General features: G+C 68.9%; 14 protein-coding genes and 1 pseudogene. 8 read left to right on the top strand and 7 right to left on the bottom strand.

Features of this window, described 5'->3' with window-relative positions:
* Nucleotides 1-15: 15 nt before the first annotated feature.
* The 3 genes from AS25_RS04320 to tkt all read right to left on the bottom strand — a co-directional run bounded on the left by AS25_RS04320 (nt 16) and on the right by tkt (nt 5,038).
* Nucleotides 16-1,620, bottom strand: a complete 1,605-nt coding sequence (locus tag AS25_RS04320) for a phosphoglucose isomerase-related protein (protein WP_035962049.1) — start codon at nt 1,618-1,620, stop codon at nt 16-18.
* A gap of 120 nt (nt 1,621-1,740) precedes the next feature.
* Nucleotides 1,741-2,847 (bottom strand): transaldolase, encoded by a 1,107-nt coding sequence (gene tal / locus AS25_RS04315; protein ID WP_035962046.1) that lies wholly within the window; start codon nt 2,845-2,847, stop codon nt 1,741-1,743.
* 79 nt (nt 2,848-2,926) lie between these two features.
* Nucleotides 2,927-5,038 carry a transketolase gene (gene tkt, locus AS25_RS04310; RefSeq protein WP_035962044.1) on the bottom strand — a complete coding sequence of 704 codons (2,112 nt, stop codon included), beginning with the start codon at nt 5,036-5,038 and terminating at the stop codon, nt 2,927-2,929.
* Between the two features lie 421 nt (nt 5,039-5,459).
* On the opposite strand from tkt, the gene AS25_RS04305 reads away from it, so the two are divergent.
* Together AS25_RS04305 and AS25_RS04300 are read left to right on the top strand one after the other, a co-directional pair.
* Complete coding sequence (locus AS25_RS04305) at nt 5,460-6,356, top strand: heme o synthase (protein ID WP_052160719.1); 897 nt, start codon at nt 5,460-5,462, stop codon at nt 6,354-6,356.
* A gap of 174 nt (nt 6,357-6,530) precedes the next feature.
* Nucleotides 6,531-7,454 carry a dihydrodipicolinate synthase family protein gene (locus tag AS25_RS04300; RefSeq protein ID WP_035962042.1) on the top strand — a complete coding sequence of 308 codons (924 nt, stop codon included), beginning with the start codon at nt 6,531-6,533 and terminating at the stop codon, nt 7,452-7,454.
* A 16-nt stretch (nt 7,455-7,470) separates the two neighbouring features.
* Here the strand turns inward: AS25_RS04300 and AS25_RS04295 are convergent, their stop codons facing one another.
* The 3 genes from AS25_RS04295 to AS25_RS04285 form a co-directional block, all read right to left on the bottom strand.
* Entirely contained in the window at nt 7,471-8,496 is a 1,026-nt protein-coding gene (locus tag AS25_RS04295) for a COX15/CtaA family protein (RefSeq protein WP_052160686.1), read from the bottom strand.
* A 95-nt stretch (nt 8,497-8,591) separates the two neighbouring features.
* A complete protein-coding gene (locus AS25_RS04290; RefSeq protein ID WP_253270469.1) occupies nt 8,592-9,392 on the bottom strand; it encodes an ABC transporter permease in 801 nt (266 codons plus the stop codon).
* Nucleotides 9,389-10,387 (bottom strand): ABC transporter ATP-binding protein, encoded by a 999-nt coding sequence (locus AS25_RS04285; RefSeq protein WP_035962040.1) that lies wholly within the window; start codon nt 10,385-10,387, stop codon nt 9,389-9,391. Before AS25_RS04285 ends, AS25_RS04290 begins: the two co-directional genes overlap by 4 nt.
* 234 nt (nt 10,388-10,621) lie before the next feature.
* Between AS25_RS04285 and AS25_RS04280 the strand changes: the two genes are divergently transcribed.
* The 6 genes and pseudogenes from AS25_RS04280 to AS25_RS14115 all read left to right on the top strand — a co-directional run.
* Nucleotides 10,622-11,383: a helix-turn-helix transcriptional regulator gene (locus tag AS25_RS04280; RefSeq protein ID WP_035962038.1), complete on the top strand. Its 762-nt coding sequence runs from the start codon at nt 10,622-10,624 to the stop codon at nt 11,381-11,383.
* Entirely contained in the window at nt 11,380-12,855 is a 1,476-nt protein-coding gene (sufB, locus tag AS25_RS04275; protein WP_035962036.1) for a Fe-S cluster assembly protein SufB, read from the top strand. The genes AS25_RS04280 and sufB overlap by 4 nt, the downstream gene beginning before the upstream one ends.
* A gap of 1 nt (nt 12,856) precedes the next feature.
* Nucleotides 12,857-14,149, top strand: coding sequence for a Fe-S cluster assembly protein SufD (sufD, locus tag AS25_RS04270; protein WP_052160685.1), 1,293 nt, complete (start codon nt 12,857-12,859; stop codon nt 14,147-14,149).
* A 98-nt stretch (nt 14,150-14,247) separates the two neighbouring features.
* A complete protein-coding gene (gene sufC, locus AS25_RS04265) occupies nt 14,248-15,012 on the top strand; it encodes a Fe-S cluster assembly ATPase SufC (protein ID WP_035962034.1) in 765 nt (254 codons plus the stop codon).
* A 31-nt stretch (nt 15,013-15,043) separates the two neighbouring features.
* Nucleotides 15,044-15,403 carry a metal-sulfur cluster assembly factor gene (locus AS25_RS04260; protein WP_035962032.1) on the top strand — a complete coding sequence of 120 codons (360 nt, stop codon included), beginning with the start codon at nt 15,044-15,046 and terminating at the stop codon, nt 15,401-15,403.
* Between the two features lie 323 nt (nt 15,404-15,726).
* Nucleotides 15,727-15,897: pseudogene (locus tag AS25_RS14115) on the top strand (alpha-hydroxy-acid oxidizing protein); the annotation flags it as partial.
* A 72-nt stretch (nt 15,898-15,969) separates the two neighbouring features.
* On the opposite strand, the gene ypfJ reads toward AS25_RS14115, so the two are convergent.
* The gene (gene ypfJ, locus AS25_RS04255; RefSeq protein ID WP_035962030.1) at nt 15,970-16,875 is read right to left on the bottom strand and encodes a KPN_02809 family neutral zinc metallopeptidase; all 906 of its coding nucleotides are present in this window, start codon (nt 16,873-16,875) and stop codon (nt 15,970-15,972) included.
* Between the last annotated feature and the right edge of the window lie 74 nt (nt 16,876-16,949).

Below are 16,949 nucleotides of genomic sequence, written 5' to 3'. Positions count from 1 at the left end.
GCGGTTGGTGGCGGGTCACAGCTCCGATGCCACCCTGAGCAGCTGCGCGACACCCTCGGCCCGGTCCGTGAGCCGCAGCCGCACGACGGGACGGTGGTGATCGCTCAGCACGCCAGCGTCGCCGTCGGCCTGCGCGCCGATGAGCTCACCGAACGTGAACGGGATCCCGGGGATGTCCACGTCAGTGTCCGTGGCCGCGGTGATCTGCAGGTAGACACCCTGCTCGGGGCCGCCCTTGTGGTACTGACCGGTGGAGTGCAGGAACCGGGGTCCCCAGCCGAAGGTCACGGGACGGCCCGTGTGCCGTGCGAGCAGATCGCGGATCGACTCGAGCTGCGCCCACTCGAGACGGTCGAAGTACGCCTGCACGCTCACGTAGCCGTTCTCGGGCAGCTGGGCGAGCAGCGCGGCGAGCGCCTCGGGCACGGTCGTGGCGCCGTCGAGGAGCTGTTCACTGCCGCGGATCTCGATCGCGCCGTCCGTGGCAGCGGCGGGGGAGGGCTCGGGCTTGGCGGCCAGCAGCTCGCGCGTGGCGGCCTTGGCGGATTCCACGTCCGGCTGGTTGAACGGGTCGATGCGCAGCAACTGCCCGGCCACCGCGATCGCGACCTCGAACGCCATCATGAGCCCGGCCAGGGAACCGGCCACGCGCACGCCCTCACCCTGTTCCTCCGTGACGGACTCGTCGTCCACGAGCGAGACCACCAGGACGTCGGGGGCGCCCGACGTCACTTCGGGAGCGGCGTCGTCCACGACCACGGGCAGCACACCGGTGCCGGACTTGCCCGTGGACTCGGCGATCAGCTGCTCGGCCCAGTCCGCGAAGCCCACGAACGGTGCGCCCTGGTTCACGAGCACGATCTTGTCGCGCAGCGGGGACGTCCCGCCCAGGGCGGCGCCGAGCTGCAGACCGATGTTGTTCTCGTCGTCCTCGCGCAGCATCTCGGTGGCCTCTTCGGCGTCGTCGAGCAGCGCCGCGACGTCCACGCCGGCGAGCCCCGACGGCACGAGGCCGAACGCGGTGAGCGCCGAGAAGCGTCCGCCCACGTTCGGGTCCGCGGTGAAGACCTTGCGGTAGCCCGCCTCACGGGACGCGGAGTCCATGGGGGAACCGGGATCCGTCACGACCACCACGCGCGACGGCGCGTCGATGCCCGCGCGCTCGAACGCGTCCACGAACACGCGCCGGGCGGAGTCCGTCTCGACCGTGGACCCGGACTTGGAGGAGACCACGAGCGCGGTGTGCTCGAGGTCCTCGAGCGCCTTGGTGACCATCTCCGGGTCGGTGGAGTCCAGCACGAACAGGTCCACCCCCGCGCTGCGCGTGATCACCTCGGGGGCCAGGGACGAACCGCCCATGCCCGCGAGTACGAAACGGGTCACGCCCTCCCGGGCGAAGTCGTGGCGCAACTGCTCGATCTCGGGCACCAGGGGGCGCGAGACGCGCACGGCGTCGGTCCACCCGAGCCGGATCGCGGCCTCCTCCTGCGCGGCGGAGCCCCACAGCGCGGGGTCCTGGTCGAAGAGTTTGGACGCGAAGTTCTCGGCGACCAGACGCGGGACGTGCGTATCGATCGCCTCACGCGCGGCGCCGGCCGCCTGCAATGACAATGAGCTCACGGGGAGCCTCCTCGGAACTGGGTTTTCGGACAACGACGCCGCGGCGCGGCTCCGACCCGACGCTCACCGGGCGGGTGCCCGGCGCGGGATCGCAGCCGCGACGCAGTGGCTGGGTTCGGCTCAGCGGGCCTCGTCGAGGGCAGTGCGCACCGTGGCGAGCAGCTCGTCCCAGGACTTGTCGAACTTCTTCAGCCCCTCGGTCTCGAGCTGGTCCACGACCTCCTCGTAGGAAATCCCCTGCTCGGCCACGGCGTTGAGCACGTCCGTGGCCTGTTGGTAGGTCCCCGTCACGGTGTCACCGGTGATCTCGGCGTGGTCGTAGGTCGCGTCCAGGGTCTTCTCCGGCATGGTGTTCACGGTGTTCGGGGCCACGAGTTCGCTCACGTACAGCGTGTCCGGCAGCGACGGGTCCTTGACACCCGTGGACGCCCACAGGGGACGCTGCGGGTTGGCCCCGGCCGCGGCCAGGCGCTTCCAACGCTCGGTCTCGAGCTGCTCCTCGTAGACCTGGTAGGCCAGGCGCGCGTTGGCGAGACCCGCCTTACCCTTCAGGGCCTTGGCCTCGTCCGTGCCCACGGCGTCCAGACGCTTGTCGATCTCGGTGTCCACGCGGGAGACGAAGAAGGACGCGACGGAGTGGATCGTGGAGAGGTCCTTGCCGTTCTCGAGCGCTTCCTCGAGGCCCTGCATGTACGCGTTGATGACCCCGCGGTAGCGGTCCAGCGAAAAGATCAGGGTCACGTTCACGGAGATGCCCTCCGCGATCGTGGCCGCGATCGAGGGCAGGCCCTTCTCGGTGGCGGGGATCTTGATCAGCGCGTTGGGCCGGTCGATGGTCTGCGAGAGCTTCTGGGCCATGGCGGACGTGGCATCGGCGTCCTGGGCCAGGCGGGGGTCCACCTCGATGGACACGCGGCCGTCCACGCCCTGGGTGGCCTGGGCGATCGGGGTGAACAGGTCGCACGCATCGCGCACGTCGTCGGTGGTGATCCGGAACACGGCGTCGTCCACGGAGGTGCCGGCCTTGGCGAGCTCCGCGACCTGTTCGCGGTAGGACTCACCGTCCGCGAGTGCCGCGGCGAAGATCGTGGGGTTGGTGGTCACACCCACCACGTTCTTGGTGTCGATCAGTTCCTGGAGGTTCCCGCTCGTCAGGCGCTGGCGGGAGAGGTCGTCGAGCCAGATGGAGACGCCGGCGTCGGAGAGTTTCTGGGTGGGAGTCGTCATGATGTCCTCACTTCATGTCGAAGGATTCTGGGGACGTCGCGGGCGGCCCGGGCGGGCCGCCCGCGACGTGGGACGGGGTTCAGCGCGCGGCGGCGATGGACTCCTCGGCGGCCTGGGCCACGGCCTCGGCGGTGATGCCGAACTCGCGGTACAGGGTCTGGTAGTCGGCGGATTCGCCGAAGTGCTCGAGGGACACGGCGCGTCCGGTGTCGCCCAGCAGGTCGTTCCAGGACATCCGGATCCCGGCCTCCACGCTCACGCGGGCCTTGACGTCGGACGGGATCACGGAGTTGCGGTAGTCCTCGTCCTGGGCGTCGAACCACTCGCGGCACGGCATGGACACCACGCGGGCGGAGACACCCTTGGCCTTGAGCTGTTCGCGGGCCTCCACGGCGAGCTGGACCTCGGAGCCGGTGCCGATGAGCACCACGTCCGGGGCGCCCTCGGTGTCCGCGAGGACGTACCCGCCGCGGGCCACGCCCTCGGCGGAGGCGAACTTCTCCCCGTCGTGATCCGGGTGCAGGTCCTCGCGGGCGAACGTGGGCAGGTCCTGGCGCGTGAGCGCGATCCCGGCCGGGTGCTCGTGGTGCTCGAGGATGGTCCGCCACGCCACGGAGGTCTCGTTGGCGTCCGCGGGGCGCACGACGTCGAGCCCCGGGATCGCGCGCAGCGCGGAGAGCTGCTCCACGGGCTGGTGCGTGGGGCCGTCCTCACCCAGGCCGATCGAGTCGTGCGTCCACACGTAGATCGAGGGCACGCGCATGAGCGCACCCAGGCGCACGGCCGGACGCTGGTAGTCCGAGAAGATCAGGAACGTACCGGAGTACGCGCGGGTCTGGCTGCTCATCACGATGCCGTTGACGATCGCCGCCGCGGCGTGCTCGCGGATCCCGAAGTGCAGGACGCGACCGTACGGGGACCCGGACCACTGGGCCGTGGAGCGGGCCTCGGGGATGAAGGACTTCGCGTTGTCGATCGTGGTGTTGTTCGACCCCGCGAGGTCCGCCGAACCGCCCCACAGCTCGGGGAAGGTGTCCGCGATGGCGTTGATGACCTGACCCGAGGCCTTGCGGGAGGCCACGGCCTTGCCCGCCGGGAACGTGGGGAACGCGTCCTCATAGTTCTCGGGCAGTTCCTCGTTCTTGATCCGGTCGTACAGCGCGGCCTTGTCCGGGTGGGCCTCACGCCATTCGGCGAAGGACTTCTCCCACTGCGCGCGCTCCTGCTTGCCGCGTTCGCCGACCTCGCGCACGTGCTCGAAGATCTCGGGTTCGATCTGGAAGGACTTCTCCGGGTCGAAGCCCAGGATCGTCTTGGTCGCGGCGACCTCCTCCTCGCCCAGCGCGGAACCGTGCACGCCACCGGTGTTCTGCTTGGTGGGGGCGGGCCAGCCGATGATGGTGTTCAGGGCGATGATCGAGGGCTTGTCCGTGACCTTGGTGGCCGCGACGATCGCGTCGTAGAGCCCCTGGACGTCTTCCTTGTACTCGCCGTCGTTGCGCCAGTCCACGCGCGTGGTGTCCCAGCCGTAGGCCTCGTAACGCTTGAGGACGTCCTCGTTGAACGCCACGTTGGTGTCGTCCTCGATGGAGATCTTGTTGTCGTCGTAGATCACCACGAGGTTGCCGAGCTCCTGGGTGCCCGCCAGCGACGACGCCTCGGAGGTGATGCCCTCCTGCAGGTCACCGTCGGAGGCGATCACGAACACGGTGTGGTCGAACGGGGAGGTGCCCTGAGCGGCGTCGGCGTCGAACAGACCGCGCGTGTAGCGCTGCGCGTACGCGAAACCCACGGAGGACGCGAGCCCCTGACCCAGCGGACCCGTGGTGATCTCGACACCCGTGGTGTGGCGGTACTCGGGGTGACCCGGGACCTTGGAACCCCACGTGCGCAGGGACTCGAGGTCCTCCATCTCCAGGCCGTAGCCGGAGAAGTACAGCTGCAGGTACAGGGTCAGGGACGTGTGACCGGGGGAGAGGATGAACCGGTCACGCCCGGTCCAGCGGTCGTCGGAGGGGTCGTGCCGCATGATCTTCTGGAACAACAGGTACGCGACCGGGGCCAGGGACATGGCGGTGCCGGGGTGGCCGTTGCCCACCTTCTGCACGGCGTCCGCGGCGAGCACACGAGCGGTGTCCACCGCACGGGCGTCCTTCTCGGTCCAGTTCAACGGTTGATCGAGGTTCGGCACGGTGACGCGCCCCTTTCCTAGACGGCTTGTGCGGTCACGATCCGGAACACTCCGCCGCGGACTCGGCCGCGACGATCGGCCCGGAACGCATGTTCCGGGATCAACCTTAGTCCGGTGGGACGCTGCGTGGCAGGGACGACCGCGGCCCGCGCCACGGGCACACGCGCGTGCCGGACATCACCCCGGCGTGGGCCGGGACCGGCGGCTATACTGGTGACCGGGTATAGGTGCGCGTGCGGCGCGCCCGCCCCAGGCACTCCCGGCGCACGGCCGGGCCACCCACGTTCTTTGGAGCATTGATTCCGTGAATCACCTTGACACCGCGACGCACCCGGAATCCCACGGATCCCACGCGCCGCACGGACACGGAGTGACCGGGACCCGCATCGGAACCGTGGAGCCCGTGGGGTATCAGGGCAAGATGACCGTGGGTCGTAAGCTCAAAGCGTACGTGGCGCTCACGAAACCCCGGATCATCGAACTGCTCCTCGTGGCCACCGTGCCCACCATGTTCTTCGCCCAGCAGGGCGTCCCCGATTTCTGGCTCGTGCTCAACACCCTGATCGGCGGCGCGCTCGCAGCCGGTGCGGCGGGTGCGTTCAACTGCTACATCGACCGCAACGAGGACCGGCTCATGAGGCGCACCGCCAAGCGCCCGCTCGTGACCGGCGAGGTGGGGGACCGCGAGGCCCTGATCTTCGCATGGGTGCTCTCGGTCGTGTCCGTCGCGTGGTTGACCCTGGGGGTCAGTGTCCTGTGCGGTGTGCTCGGCGTGGTGGCCATCGCCCTGTACGCGGTCTTCTACTCGATCGTGCTCAAGCGCCGCACCGCCCAGAACATCGTGTGGGGCGGGATCGCAGGCTGCATGCCCGTATTGATCGGCTGGGCCGCGGTGCGCGGGACCCTCGAATGGCCCGCGTTCGTGCTCTTCGCGTTCATCTTCCTGTGGACCCCGCCGCACTACTGGCCGCTGTCCATGAAGTACGCGGAGGACTACTCCCGCGCCGGCGTGCCCATGCTCGGTGCGGTGGACACCGCACGCACCGTGGGCGCCCAGGTGGTGCTCTACGCGTGGGCCACCGTGATCTGCTCGCTGCTGTTGATCCCCGTGGGTGACGCCGGGTGGGTCTACGGTGTGATCGCCCTGATCTCCGGCGGCTGGTTCACGTACCACTGCCACAAGCTCTACGGCCTGGCCCGCGCCGGCAAGCCCACGCTCAAGCAGGCCATGTACGTGTTCCACGGCTCGATCGCCTACATCACCTTCGTGTTCGTGGGCGTGGCCCTGGACCCGTTCCTGGGCGGGCCCATTTTCTGACCCGGGCCGTTACCGTCGGAGCCCTTCGGGCTTGCGTCTCGCCCGGCCCGCTCCAGCGCGCGGGATCCCGTCCGGGCGTTACCGCGGACGACGACGCCGCCCGCCCCTCGTTCTCGACGTCACGCACGGGCTGGGTGTCCTGGAAAGCTGGTTAGGGTCACCTAAAATGGGTCCATGTTCTCCATGACCTTCTCCGGTGTGATCGCCTACCCCGTGACCCCCTTGCTCCCCGGTGGCGGGCTGGACCTGGATTCCCTCGAACGCAGTGTCGCGCAGCTCGCGCACAGCGGGGTGTCCGGGATCGTGGTGCTCGGGACCTCCGGTCTGTTCGCCTACCTGGACCCCCAGGAACGGGCGCAGGTGGTCCGCACGGCCGTGGACGCGGCGTCGGGCTCGGGAACGCCCGTGGGCGTGGGGATCTCCGCGATCACGACGCGGGAGGTCATGCAGTTCGCGTACTCCGCGGAGAACAACGGTGCGGACGGCCTGGTGCTGAGCCCGGTGAGCTACATCCCGCTGGTGTCCCAGGAGATCGCGGACCAGGTGGAGACGGTCGCCTCCGCGGTGTCCCTGCCGTTGTGCCTGTACAACAACCCGACCACCACCGGGTTCACCTACCCGGTCGAACTGGCTTCGGAGTTGTCGTGGCTGGACAACGTGGTCGCGTTCAAAGACACCGCGGCCTCCGGTCGGCTCTTCCACTCCCGGCAGCTGCTCTTCGCGCAACAGGCCGAACCGGGCACCGTACACGGTGTGAGCCGCGACCAACTCATCGTGGACGATTACCCGGGCGCGGCGTGGCACAGCGGCATGGCGGCGTTGCTCGCGCCCGAGTTCGCGGCCTTCCACCGCGCCGTCGCGGAGGGCCGCGCGGACGACGCCGCCGCCTGGAGCGCCGCGCTGCGTCCCCTCATGCACCTCATGAGTCAGGAACGGCCCCTGTCGGTGCTCTACGCGTTGGCGGAGGTGTGCGGTGTGCGCACGAGCGCTCCCCGCCGCCCCCTGCTGCCCATTCCGTCCCACAGCAAGCGGCTGCTCTCGGACGCCGTGGAGCGGCTGCGCTCGTCCGCACCCTCGGCGACCTTCGTCGCAGAATAAGCTCGGTGCCTCGCGATCAGCGCACGGTGTGCGCGGGCGTGGCACGAGCGGCGTCGTCGGCGGGCTCGTCGATGGGTGCCGCGTACTCGTGGGTGTCCTGTGCGAGGTAGACGCTGAACGAGACCACCCGCGTGGCCGCCCAGATCAGCACGGCCGAGAGCACCATATGCAGGGCCACGGCGGGAACCGGGACCCCGTTGAAGTACTGGTAGTACCCCAGCAGCGCCTGGGCCACGATGACGACCGCCATGATGAGGTACGCGTTGCGCAGCACCCGGGGCAGCGACTTGACGAGGGTCAGGGCGATGCCCGCGATCACCGTGAACGTCAGGAGGTAGACCGGGATGGCGTGGGCCCGGGCGATCATCACGGAATCGAACGCGAGCCGCGCGCTGTCCTCGTCCCCGGCGTGGGGGCCCGTGCCCGTGACGAGCGTTCCCAGGTAGAGGATGACGGCGGTGAGCACACCCGTCAGCGCGCCGAGAACGCGCACGGCGGAGTGCGAGCTGTGCAGCTGACCCGGTCGCTGCTGGTACGCCACCACCGAGAGCCCGTCCCGGCGGGTGTTGAGCACGAGCAGGGTGGCCAGGCTGATCATGACGGCCGAGATGAGGTAGTGCAGGCCCACGATGAGCGGGTGCAGGTCCGCGTGCACGGTGATGCCGCCGATCACGGCCTGCAGGGGGATGCCGATCAGCAGGAACAGCGCCAGGCGGAAGAGCTTGGGGTGCTCGTGACGCAGTTTGAGCACCGAGAGGAACGTGAGCACGGCGACCACGGTCAGTACGAAGGTCAGCAGACGGTTGCCGAACTCGATCAGCCCGTGCACGCCCATCTCCTGCGTGCTGGTCCAGGAGTCGGCGGTGCAGCGCGGCCATGTGGGGCAGCCCAGACCGGAACCCGTCAACCGCACGAGCCCGCCCGTGAGGATCAACAGCGAGTTGGTCAGCAAAGATGCGACCGCGAGTCCCCGCACCCACGGGGTCACGGTGGCGGGCCACCAGAACGAATCGGTGGCGGTGCGGCGGGCGACATCAGACATGACGGAGCATCCAAGGGCAGAAGGAACGGAACCCTCCCAGTGTAGCGAGAACACCGTGGGAAACCCCTGGGCGGGGCGGTCTCACGCGGGTGAGCTCACACCCACTTGAACCACGCGACCGTGGCGGCCCAGCTGAGCACGGCCCACGCGGCGAGCACGAGCAGGGGCACGGGGGGGACGGTGCCCAGTAGGAAGCATTCCCGCAGCGCCTCACCGGCCCCGGAGGACGGCAACCACGCCACGAGCCACGAGAGCCACCCCGGCAGCACGCTCACCGGGAAGAGGACACCGCCGGCCGCGGCGAGGGCGACCCACACGACGTTGAGCACGGCCAGGGTGGCCTCCGCGCGCAGCGTCCCCGCGATCAGCATCCCCAGCCCGGTGAACGCGAGTGCCACCAGGATCAACAGGGGGATCGACCCCAGCACGGCCTGCCACGTGGGCCGCCACCCCAGCGGCACGGCCACGGCCGCGATCACCGCGTACTGCACCGCGAGCACGGCCAGAATGGCCAGCAGCTTGCCCGCGATCAGCCCCGCGCGGCCCAGGGGAGTGGTCGAGAGATAGCGCAGCACCCCGTAGCGGCGGTCGAAACCGGTCTGGATCCCCTGTCCGGAGAACGCGCTCGAGATCACGCACAGCACCAGGATCCCGGGCACGGCCACGTCCACGCGGGATGCGTCCCCCACGCGGTAGCCGTCCAGCAGGTCGGTCACGGTCAGGGCCACGAGTGCCATGACGGGCAGGATCAGCAGAAGCAGCAACTGTTCGCCGTTGCGGATCATGGTCATGGTCTCGAAGCGCGCCTGGGCGAGCACGCGCCGGGGCAGGGACGCGGCCCCGCCATGGGACGACGCCGCTGCGGTCACCGAGGACTCGTGGGTCGAGGTGCTCACGGGGCATCCCGCCCGGAGACTTCCAGGAAGACGTCCTCGAGGGATCGGGGTTGCACGCTCAGCGCCTCCGGCAGGTTGTCGTTCTGTGTGGCCCACGCGGTCAGTTCGCGGATCCGCTGGGCGTCCAGCGGGCCGGTCAGGGTCACGGTGCGGTCCTGGACGCTCCATTCGACGTCGTCGAAGCGCGGGGTGCGCCAGGGCGGGTCCGCGCGCAGCAGGCCCGCGTGTTCCTTGGCCAGGGTGATGCTCATCACGAGCGGTGCGTGGCGTTCGGCGCTGACCAGTTCCGCGACGGTTCCCTGCGCGGCGACCGTGCCCCGGTCCACGATGTAGACGTAGTCGGCCAGGCGGGCGGCGTCGTCCATGAGGTGCGTGGTCAGGATGATGCACACTCCGCTGTTCCGCAACCGCCGGATCAGGTCGAAGACGATGTGGCGCGAGCGGGGGTCCAACCCGGCCGAGGGTTCGTCCAGGAACAGCACGTCCGGGCGGCCCACGAGGGCCGCGGCCAGGGCCACGCGTTGCTTCTGCCCGCCGGACAGGCGCCGGATCCCCGTGGTCAGGAACGATTCGATGCCCAGCAGCTCCACGAGTTCGGCCACGGGCACGGGGTCCGCGTAGAGCCGGCTGACGTGGCGCAACAGTTCCCCGGGGCGCACGGACTGCGGTAGACCGCCGTCCTGGAGCATCACGCCCACGCGCGCCCGCAACGCGGGGGAGGCGTGCCAGGGGTCCTCGCCGAGCAACCGGACGCTGCCCGAGGTGGGGCGCTGCAGCCCCTGGGCGCACTGCAGCGTGGTGGTCTTGCCGGCCCCGTTGGCGCCGAGCAGCGCCGTGATCTTCCCGTGTTCGGCGGCCATGCTCAGCCCGCGCACGGCCCGGACGGGCTCACCCCGGCCCTCGAAGGTCTTCACGAGGTTCTCGATGTGCAGGGCGGGACCGGTGTCGGTCGTGGTCGCCGGGGACGTGGGAACGGGGTCGGGGTGGATCTGCACCCGGACAGTCTAGAACGTCCGTCCCGGTACTGGCTGAAGGGTTCCCCGAAGGGTCTTGGGCCCCGGTTCCCCTATCGGAGCCGTTTGGCCGGGAATGGATTAGGACATACCCTCGTTATGTATTGCGTGTCCCACCACGAGGGTTTTTACGCTGCATGGCGCTCACCCGGTGGGATCGACGCGGACGCCGCGCCCCGAGCCAACCGTCATCACTCGAAGGATGTTGCACCGAGCATGAGTTCACCTGCCACGGACCGCGGTGCGGTCCGCACGGACCAGGATGACACCACCCGTTCCCGGGTGCTCTCGTTGGTGCTCGCCCACGGTCCCATCTCCGCCGCCCAGATCGCCAAGGACCTGGGGTTGACCCCCGCCGCCGTCCGGCGCCATCTGGACGCGCTCGAGGCCGAACAATTCATCGAGGTCTCCGCCCTGCGCAGCGCGCAATCGGGCGCGGGGCGCCCGGCCCGGCGCTACGTCGTCGCCCCCGGAGGCCACGAACAGCTCGGCCACGACTACCTGGGACTCGCACACCGTGCGCTGGAGACCATGCAGCGCGTGGGCGGTGAGGAGCTCGTGCGAGCGTTCGTCGCCGAGCAGATCGAGCGCATGCGCGAACGCTACCGCCCGCAGGTCGAGGCGGCCGGGCCCGACGTCGACGACCGCCTCAACGCTCTGACCGCGGCCATGAGCCGCGACGGCTTCGTGGCCTCGCACACCACCGTGACCCCGCGAGGACCCAAGGGCGTGACGCTGCGCTCGGCGCAACTGTGCCAGGGCCACTGCCCCATCCAGGACATCGCGAGCGAGTACCCCGAGTTCTGCGAACAGGAAACCGCGCTGATCTCCGAACTGTTGGACGTGGACGTCCGCAGGCTGTCCACCATGGCGGCCGGCGCCCACGTCTGCACCACACACGTCCCGCTGCAACTGCGCACTGCGGGTCACTCGAATTCCACCAACCACACAACCGCACGACAGGGAGGGTTGTCATGACCGAGCGCATTGTGCCCGCGGAGACCGCGGGCAACACGTCAGGTGACACCACGATTTCCGAGATCCTGGAGATGAACCCGGAGCTCGAGGGGATCGGTCAGTACCAGTACGGCTGGGCCGACAAGAACGACGCCGGTGCCTCCGCGCGCCGCGGCGTCAACGAAGAAGTGGTCCGGGACATCTCGGCCAAGAAGAGCGAACCGGACTGGATGACTCAGCTGCGGCTCAAGGGTCTGAAGTTCTTCGACCGCAAGCCCATGCCCACGTGGGGTGCGGACCTGTCCGGGATCGACTTCGACAACATCAAGTACTTCGTGCGCTCCACCGAGCAGCAGGCCGGCTCCTGGGAGGAGCTGCCCGAGGACATCCGCAACACGTACGAGAAGCTCGGCATCCCCGAGGCGGAGCGCAACCGCCTCGTGGCCGGTGTGGCCGCGCAGTACGAGTCCGAGGTCGTGTACCACCAGATCCGCGAGGACCTGGAGCGCCAGGGCGTGATCTTCATGGACACGGACACCGCGCTGAAGGAGCACCCCGAGTTCTTCGAGGAGTACTTCGGCACCGTGATCCCGGTGGGCGACAACAAGTTCGCCGCTCTGAACACGGCCGTGTGGTCCGGCGGATCGTTCGTGTACGTGCCCAAGGGCGTGCACGTGGACATCCCGCTGCAGGCCTACTTCCGCATCAACACGGAGAACATGGGCCAGTTCGAGCGCACGCTGATCATCGCGGACGAGGACTCCTACGTCCACTACATCGAGGGTTGCACCGCCCCCATCTACAAGACGGACTCGCTGCACTCCGCCGTGGTGGAGATCATCTGCAAGAAGAACGCCCGGGTGCGCTACACGACCATCCAGAACTGGTCCAACAACGTGTACAACCTGGTGACCAAGCGCGCGATCGCCCACGAGGGCGCCACCATGGAATGGGTGGACGGCAACATCGGTTCCAAGGTCACCCAGAAGTACCCCGCGGTCTACATGACCGGCGAGCACGCCCGCGGCGAGACGCTGTCGATCGCGTTCGCGGGTGAGGGCCAGCACCAGGACACCGGGTCCAAGATGGTGCACATCGCCCCGAACACGTCCTCGTCAATCGTGTCCAAGTCCGTGGCCCGTAACGGCGGTCGTTCCGCGTACCGCGGCCTGGTGCAGGTGCGCGAGGGCGCCAAGCACTCGAAGTCCAACGTGGTGTGCGACGCCCTGCTCGTGGACACGATCTCCCGCTCGGACACCTACCCGTACGTGGACATCCGCGAGGACGACGTCACCATGGGTCACGAGGCCACGGTCTCCCGGGTCTCCGAGGAGCAGCTGTTCTACCTCATGCAGCGCGGTCTGCCCGAGGACGAGGCCATGGCCATGATCGTGCGCGGGTTCGTGGAGCCGATCGCCCGCGAGCTGCCCATGGAGTACGCGCTCGAGCTGAACCGTCTCATCGAACTGCAAATGGAAGGATCCGTTGGCTGATATGTCCACCACTGATCAGACCGCCCAGGACACCACCGAACAGGTGAACGGGGTCCCCACCGGTGAGGACCGCGTGGCGATTCCCGGGATGAGCCAGGAGGGCGAGACCCTCCAGGAGGGTCGTAACCAGGCCGGTGAGCCCGAGATCAGGCACACGGAGCACGGTGACATCTCCGGTGTCCCGGATTCCTCGCGCGCGGGTCGTTTCACCTCCTACGACGTCGCGGACTTCCCGCCGCTGAGCACCAAGCTCGAGGACTGGCGCTTCACCCCGATCAAGCGCCTGCGCGGGCTCGACGACTCCGCCCTGGACGGGCCCGCCCCGGCCGTGTCGGTCTCCGGCGGCGACGGCGTGGAGCTCACCACGGTCTCCCGCGAGGACTCCCGCATCGGCTCGGTGGGCATCCCCGAGGACCGGGTCTCCGCTAACGCGTGGTCGAACTTCCGCGAGGCCACCGTGCTCAGCGTCCCGCGCGACGCGCAGGTCAGCCAGCCGGTCATCGTCACGATCACGGGTGAGTCGGCCGAGCCCGCCGCCCAGCACATCGTGATCGAGGCCGGGACGAACTCCCGCGCGCTCGTGGTGCTGCGCCACGTGGGCTCCGCCGTGCTGTCCCAGAACGTGGAGTTCTCGGTCGCGGACGGTGCCAACCTCACGGTCGTCTCGCTGCAGGAATGGGACGACGACGCCGTGCACGCCTCCTCGCAGCAGGCGAGCCTGGGCCGCGACGCGACCTTCAAGCACGTGCTCGTGAGCCTCGGTGGGGACCTCGTGCGGGTCACCCCGTCCACCCGCTTCACCGCTCCCGGTGGTGACGTGGAGATGTACGGTCTCACGTTCGTGGACGACGGCCAGCACCTGGAGTCCCGGTTGTTCGTGGACCACTCCGTGCCCCGGTGCCGTTCCCGCGTGACCTACAAGTCCGCGCTGCAGGGTGAGAACGCCCACGGCGTGTGGGTCGGGGACGTGCTGATCCGCGCGGAAGCGGAGGGCACGGACACCTACGAGCTCAACCGCAACCTGATCCTCAACGACGGCCCCCGCATGGACTCCGTGCCGAACCTCGAGATCGAGACCGGCCTGATCGCCGGCGCCGGTCACGCCTCGACCACGGGTCAGCTGGACGACGAGCACCTGTACTACCTGATGTCCCGCGGGATCCCCGAGCAGGACGCGCGGCGCCTCGTGGTGCGCGGGTTCCTGTTCGAGATCATCCAGCAGGTGGGCGTCGAGTCCCTCGAGGAACAGCTGCGCGCGTCCCTCGAGGACGAGCTGGCCCGCACCGAGAACTGAGCGCCCGGCCCACGCGCCGCGGCAGTTCCCATCCACGACCTTCCCGCATCCGGCTCGCGAACCGATCGGGTGCGCACGAACACTAGGAGAATCGCTTCATGTCAACTCTGGAGATCAAGGACCTCCACGCGTCCGTCATCCTGGACGACGAGACCACCAAGCCCATCCTCAAGGGCGTGAACCTGACCATCAATTCCGGTGAGGTGCACGCGATCATGGGCCCCAACGGTTCCGGGAAGTCCACGCTCGCCTCCACGATCGCCGGTCACCCCAAGTACCAGGTGGACTCCGGGTCCGTGACCCTGGACGGTCAGGACGTGCTGGAGATGTCCGTGGACGAGCGCGCCCGCGCCGGGCTCTTCCTGGCCATGCAGTACCCCGTGGAGATCCCGGGCGTGACCACCTCCAACTTCCTGCGTTCGGCCAAGACGGCGATCGAGGGCGAGGCCCCGTCCCTGCGCACGTGGACCAAGGACGTGCGCACCGCCATGGACAAGCTGAAGATCGACAACGACATGTTGCAGCGCAACGTGAACGAGGGCTTCTCCGGTGGCGAGAAGAAGCGTCACGAGATCCTGCAACTCGAGATCCTCAAGCCCAAGATCGCGCTGCTGGACGAGACCGACTCCGGTCTGGACGTGGACGCCCTCAAGATCGTCTCCGAGGGTGTCAACCGCGCCCTGCAGGAGGACAACACGGGCATCATGCTCATCACCCACTACACGCGGATCCTGCGCTACATCAAGCCGCAGTTCGTGCACGTGTTCTCGGACGGGCGCGTGGTGGACCAGGGTGGTCCCGAGCTCGCCGACCAGCTCGAGAACGAGGGCTACGACCGCTACGTGCAGGCCCCCGCCAAGTAAGTCCCCGCACACCACTTCAGAGGAGGTCGCGATGAGCGATTCCACCGAGACCGTCACGGCGGAGACCCCCGGTCCCAATGGCCAGGCGTCGCTTGCCGAGATCACGGATCTGTTGAAGAACGTGATCGACCCCGAGCTGGGTGTCAACATCGTGGACCTGGGGCTGCTCTACGGGCTGGCCTACCAGGATGACGATTCCCTGCGTCTGGACATGACGCTCACCACGGCCGCGTGCCCGCTGCAGGACGTGATCGAGGAACAGGTCGCCCAGAACCTGGCCCCCACCGTGGACGAGTGGCACGTGAACTGGATCTGGATGCCCCCGTGGGGTCCCGAGCGGATCACGGAGGACGGACGCGATCAGATGCGGGCTTTGGGCTTCAACATCTGAGTCGATGCGTGTCGTGAGGGCGCGGGGTGAACCACCCCGCGCCCTCACGCGTACCCGGACCCCTCCCGCATGACTCGGATGCGCAGAGCCCCGAGCAGCCATGTGCTCGGCCCCCATCCGAGGGTTCCATGGCGCGGGCGGTGCTACGTTCGGATCCGACGCTCATGTCGGGCCCGCGGCCCACGTCCGGATCGGGAGATGCTCCCTGCAACGCCAACTACCCCAGCTGACCGAATTGAAACCCCTCATGCGCCTCGGCTCCTTCCACCCGGATCGCACCCACGGGGTTCACGCGGTTCATGCATGCGGGGGGTGAGACCGGGGGCGTGCTCACCGCCGACGACGCCCGCCGGGCCCTGAGCGTGGGCGCCGACGGGCTGGTGGTCTCGAACCACGGCGGCCGGCAACAGGGCCGGGCCCCGGTGTCCCTGACCGCGCTGGCCGAGGTACGCGACGAAGTGGGCCCGGACGCGCCGCCCGGACCCGACACCGGGGCGCCGGTCACCTGTGTTGCCCCGGTGCGGCTCGTCCGGGGCGTGCCGCACCGGATGACGATGTGTGAACGGTTACGTCAGGGCCCCAGGACGTTTCAGGTCCGAGGCGGTGAACGTGTTGCACGCGCGGATGTCCCCGGTCTGGTAGCCGGTGAGGAACCACGCCTGGCGCTGCGCCGAGGTGCCGTGGGTGAAGGACTCCGGGTTCGCGCGACCCTGGGTGGTCTCCTGGATCCGGTCGTCACCGATCGCCCCGGCCGCCTCGATCGCGTCGGCGAGCTGCGTGCGCGTGATCGGTTCCAACTGGACGGCCCCGCCGGGCTCGGTCGCGTGATGCGCCCACATCCCCGCATAGCAGTCGGCCTGCAGCTCGGTGCGCACGGCGGCCGACGTCGCGCCGTGCGGGTCCTGCTGCGCCCGGCCCAGGGTGCCCTGCAGGTTCTGCACGTGGTGCCCCACCTCGTGCGCCATGACGTACTCCTGGGCCAGGGCGTCGGCGTCGGCGCCGAACTGGCTGCGCATCTGGTCGAAGAAGCCGGTGTCCAGGTAGACCGTGGAGTCCGGCGGGCAGTAGAACGGGCCGGTCGCGGAGGACGCCTGGCCGCAGGACGTGGAATCGGTCCCGCGGAACAGTTCCACCTGCGGCAACGAGTACTTCTTGCCCGTGGCCTCGAGGAAGTACCCTCCCCAGAACTGGTCCAGGGACTGGACCGTGGCCACCATGCGGCACTCGGTGTCCCGGTTGGCGTCCTCGCCCGTTCGGCAGCGGTCCGCGAGCCCGGAGTCCACCTGTTGCGTGCTCTGGGTGTCGTCCTGATTGCCGCCAGTGAGCGCATCGATGCCGTCCTGGCCGAAGAACTGTCCCGCGAGCAGCAGCAGGACGGCGCCGCCCAGCCCGCCTCCCACGGCGATCCCGCGGCCACCGCCGCCCGAACCCACGCGGCCGCCGTTGAGCTGGGAGTTGTCATTGAAACTCATGGGGGAAGCATAGGGCCCCACCGGGGCAACCGTGCGGTACGGGGCCGTGGCGCAGCGACGTGGCGCGTCGGACG

The sequence above is a fragment of the Kocuria marina genome, assembly GCF_000786655.1.
Lineage (GTDB): Bacteria > Actinomycetota > Actinomycetes > Actinomycetales > Micrococcaceae > Kocuria > Kocuria marina_A.
The sequence above is the reverse complement of the archived record's forward strand: the minus strand, read 5'-3'. Positions and strand labels throughout refer to the sequence as shown.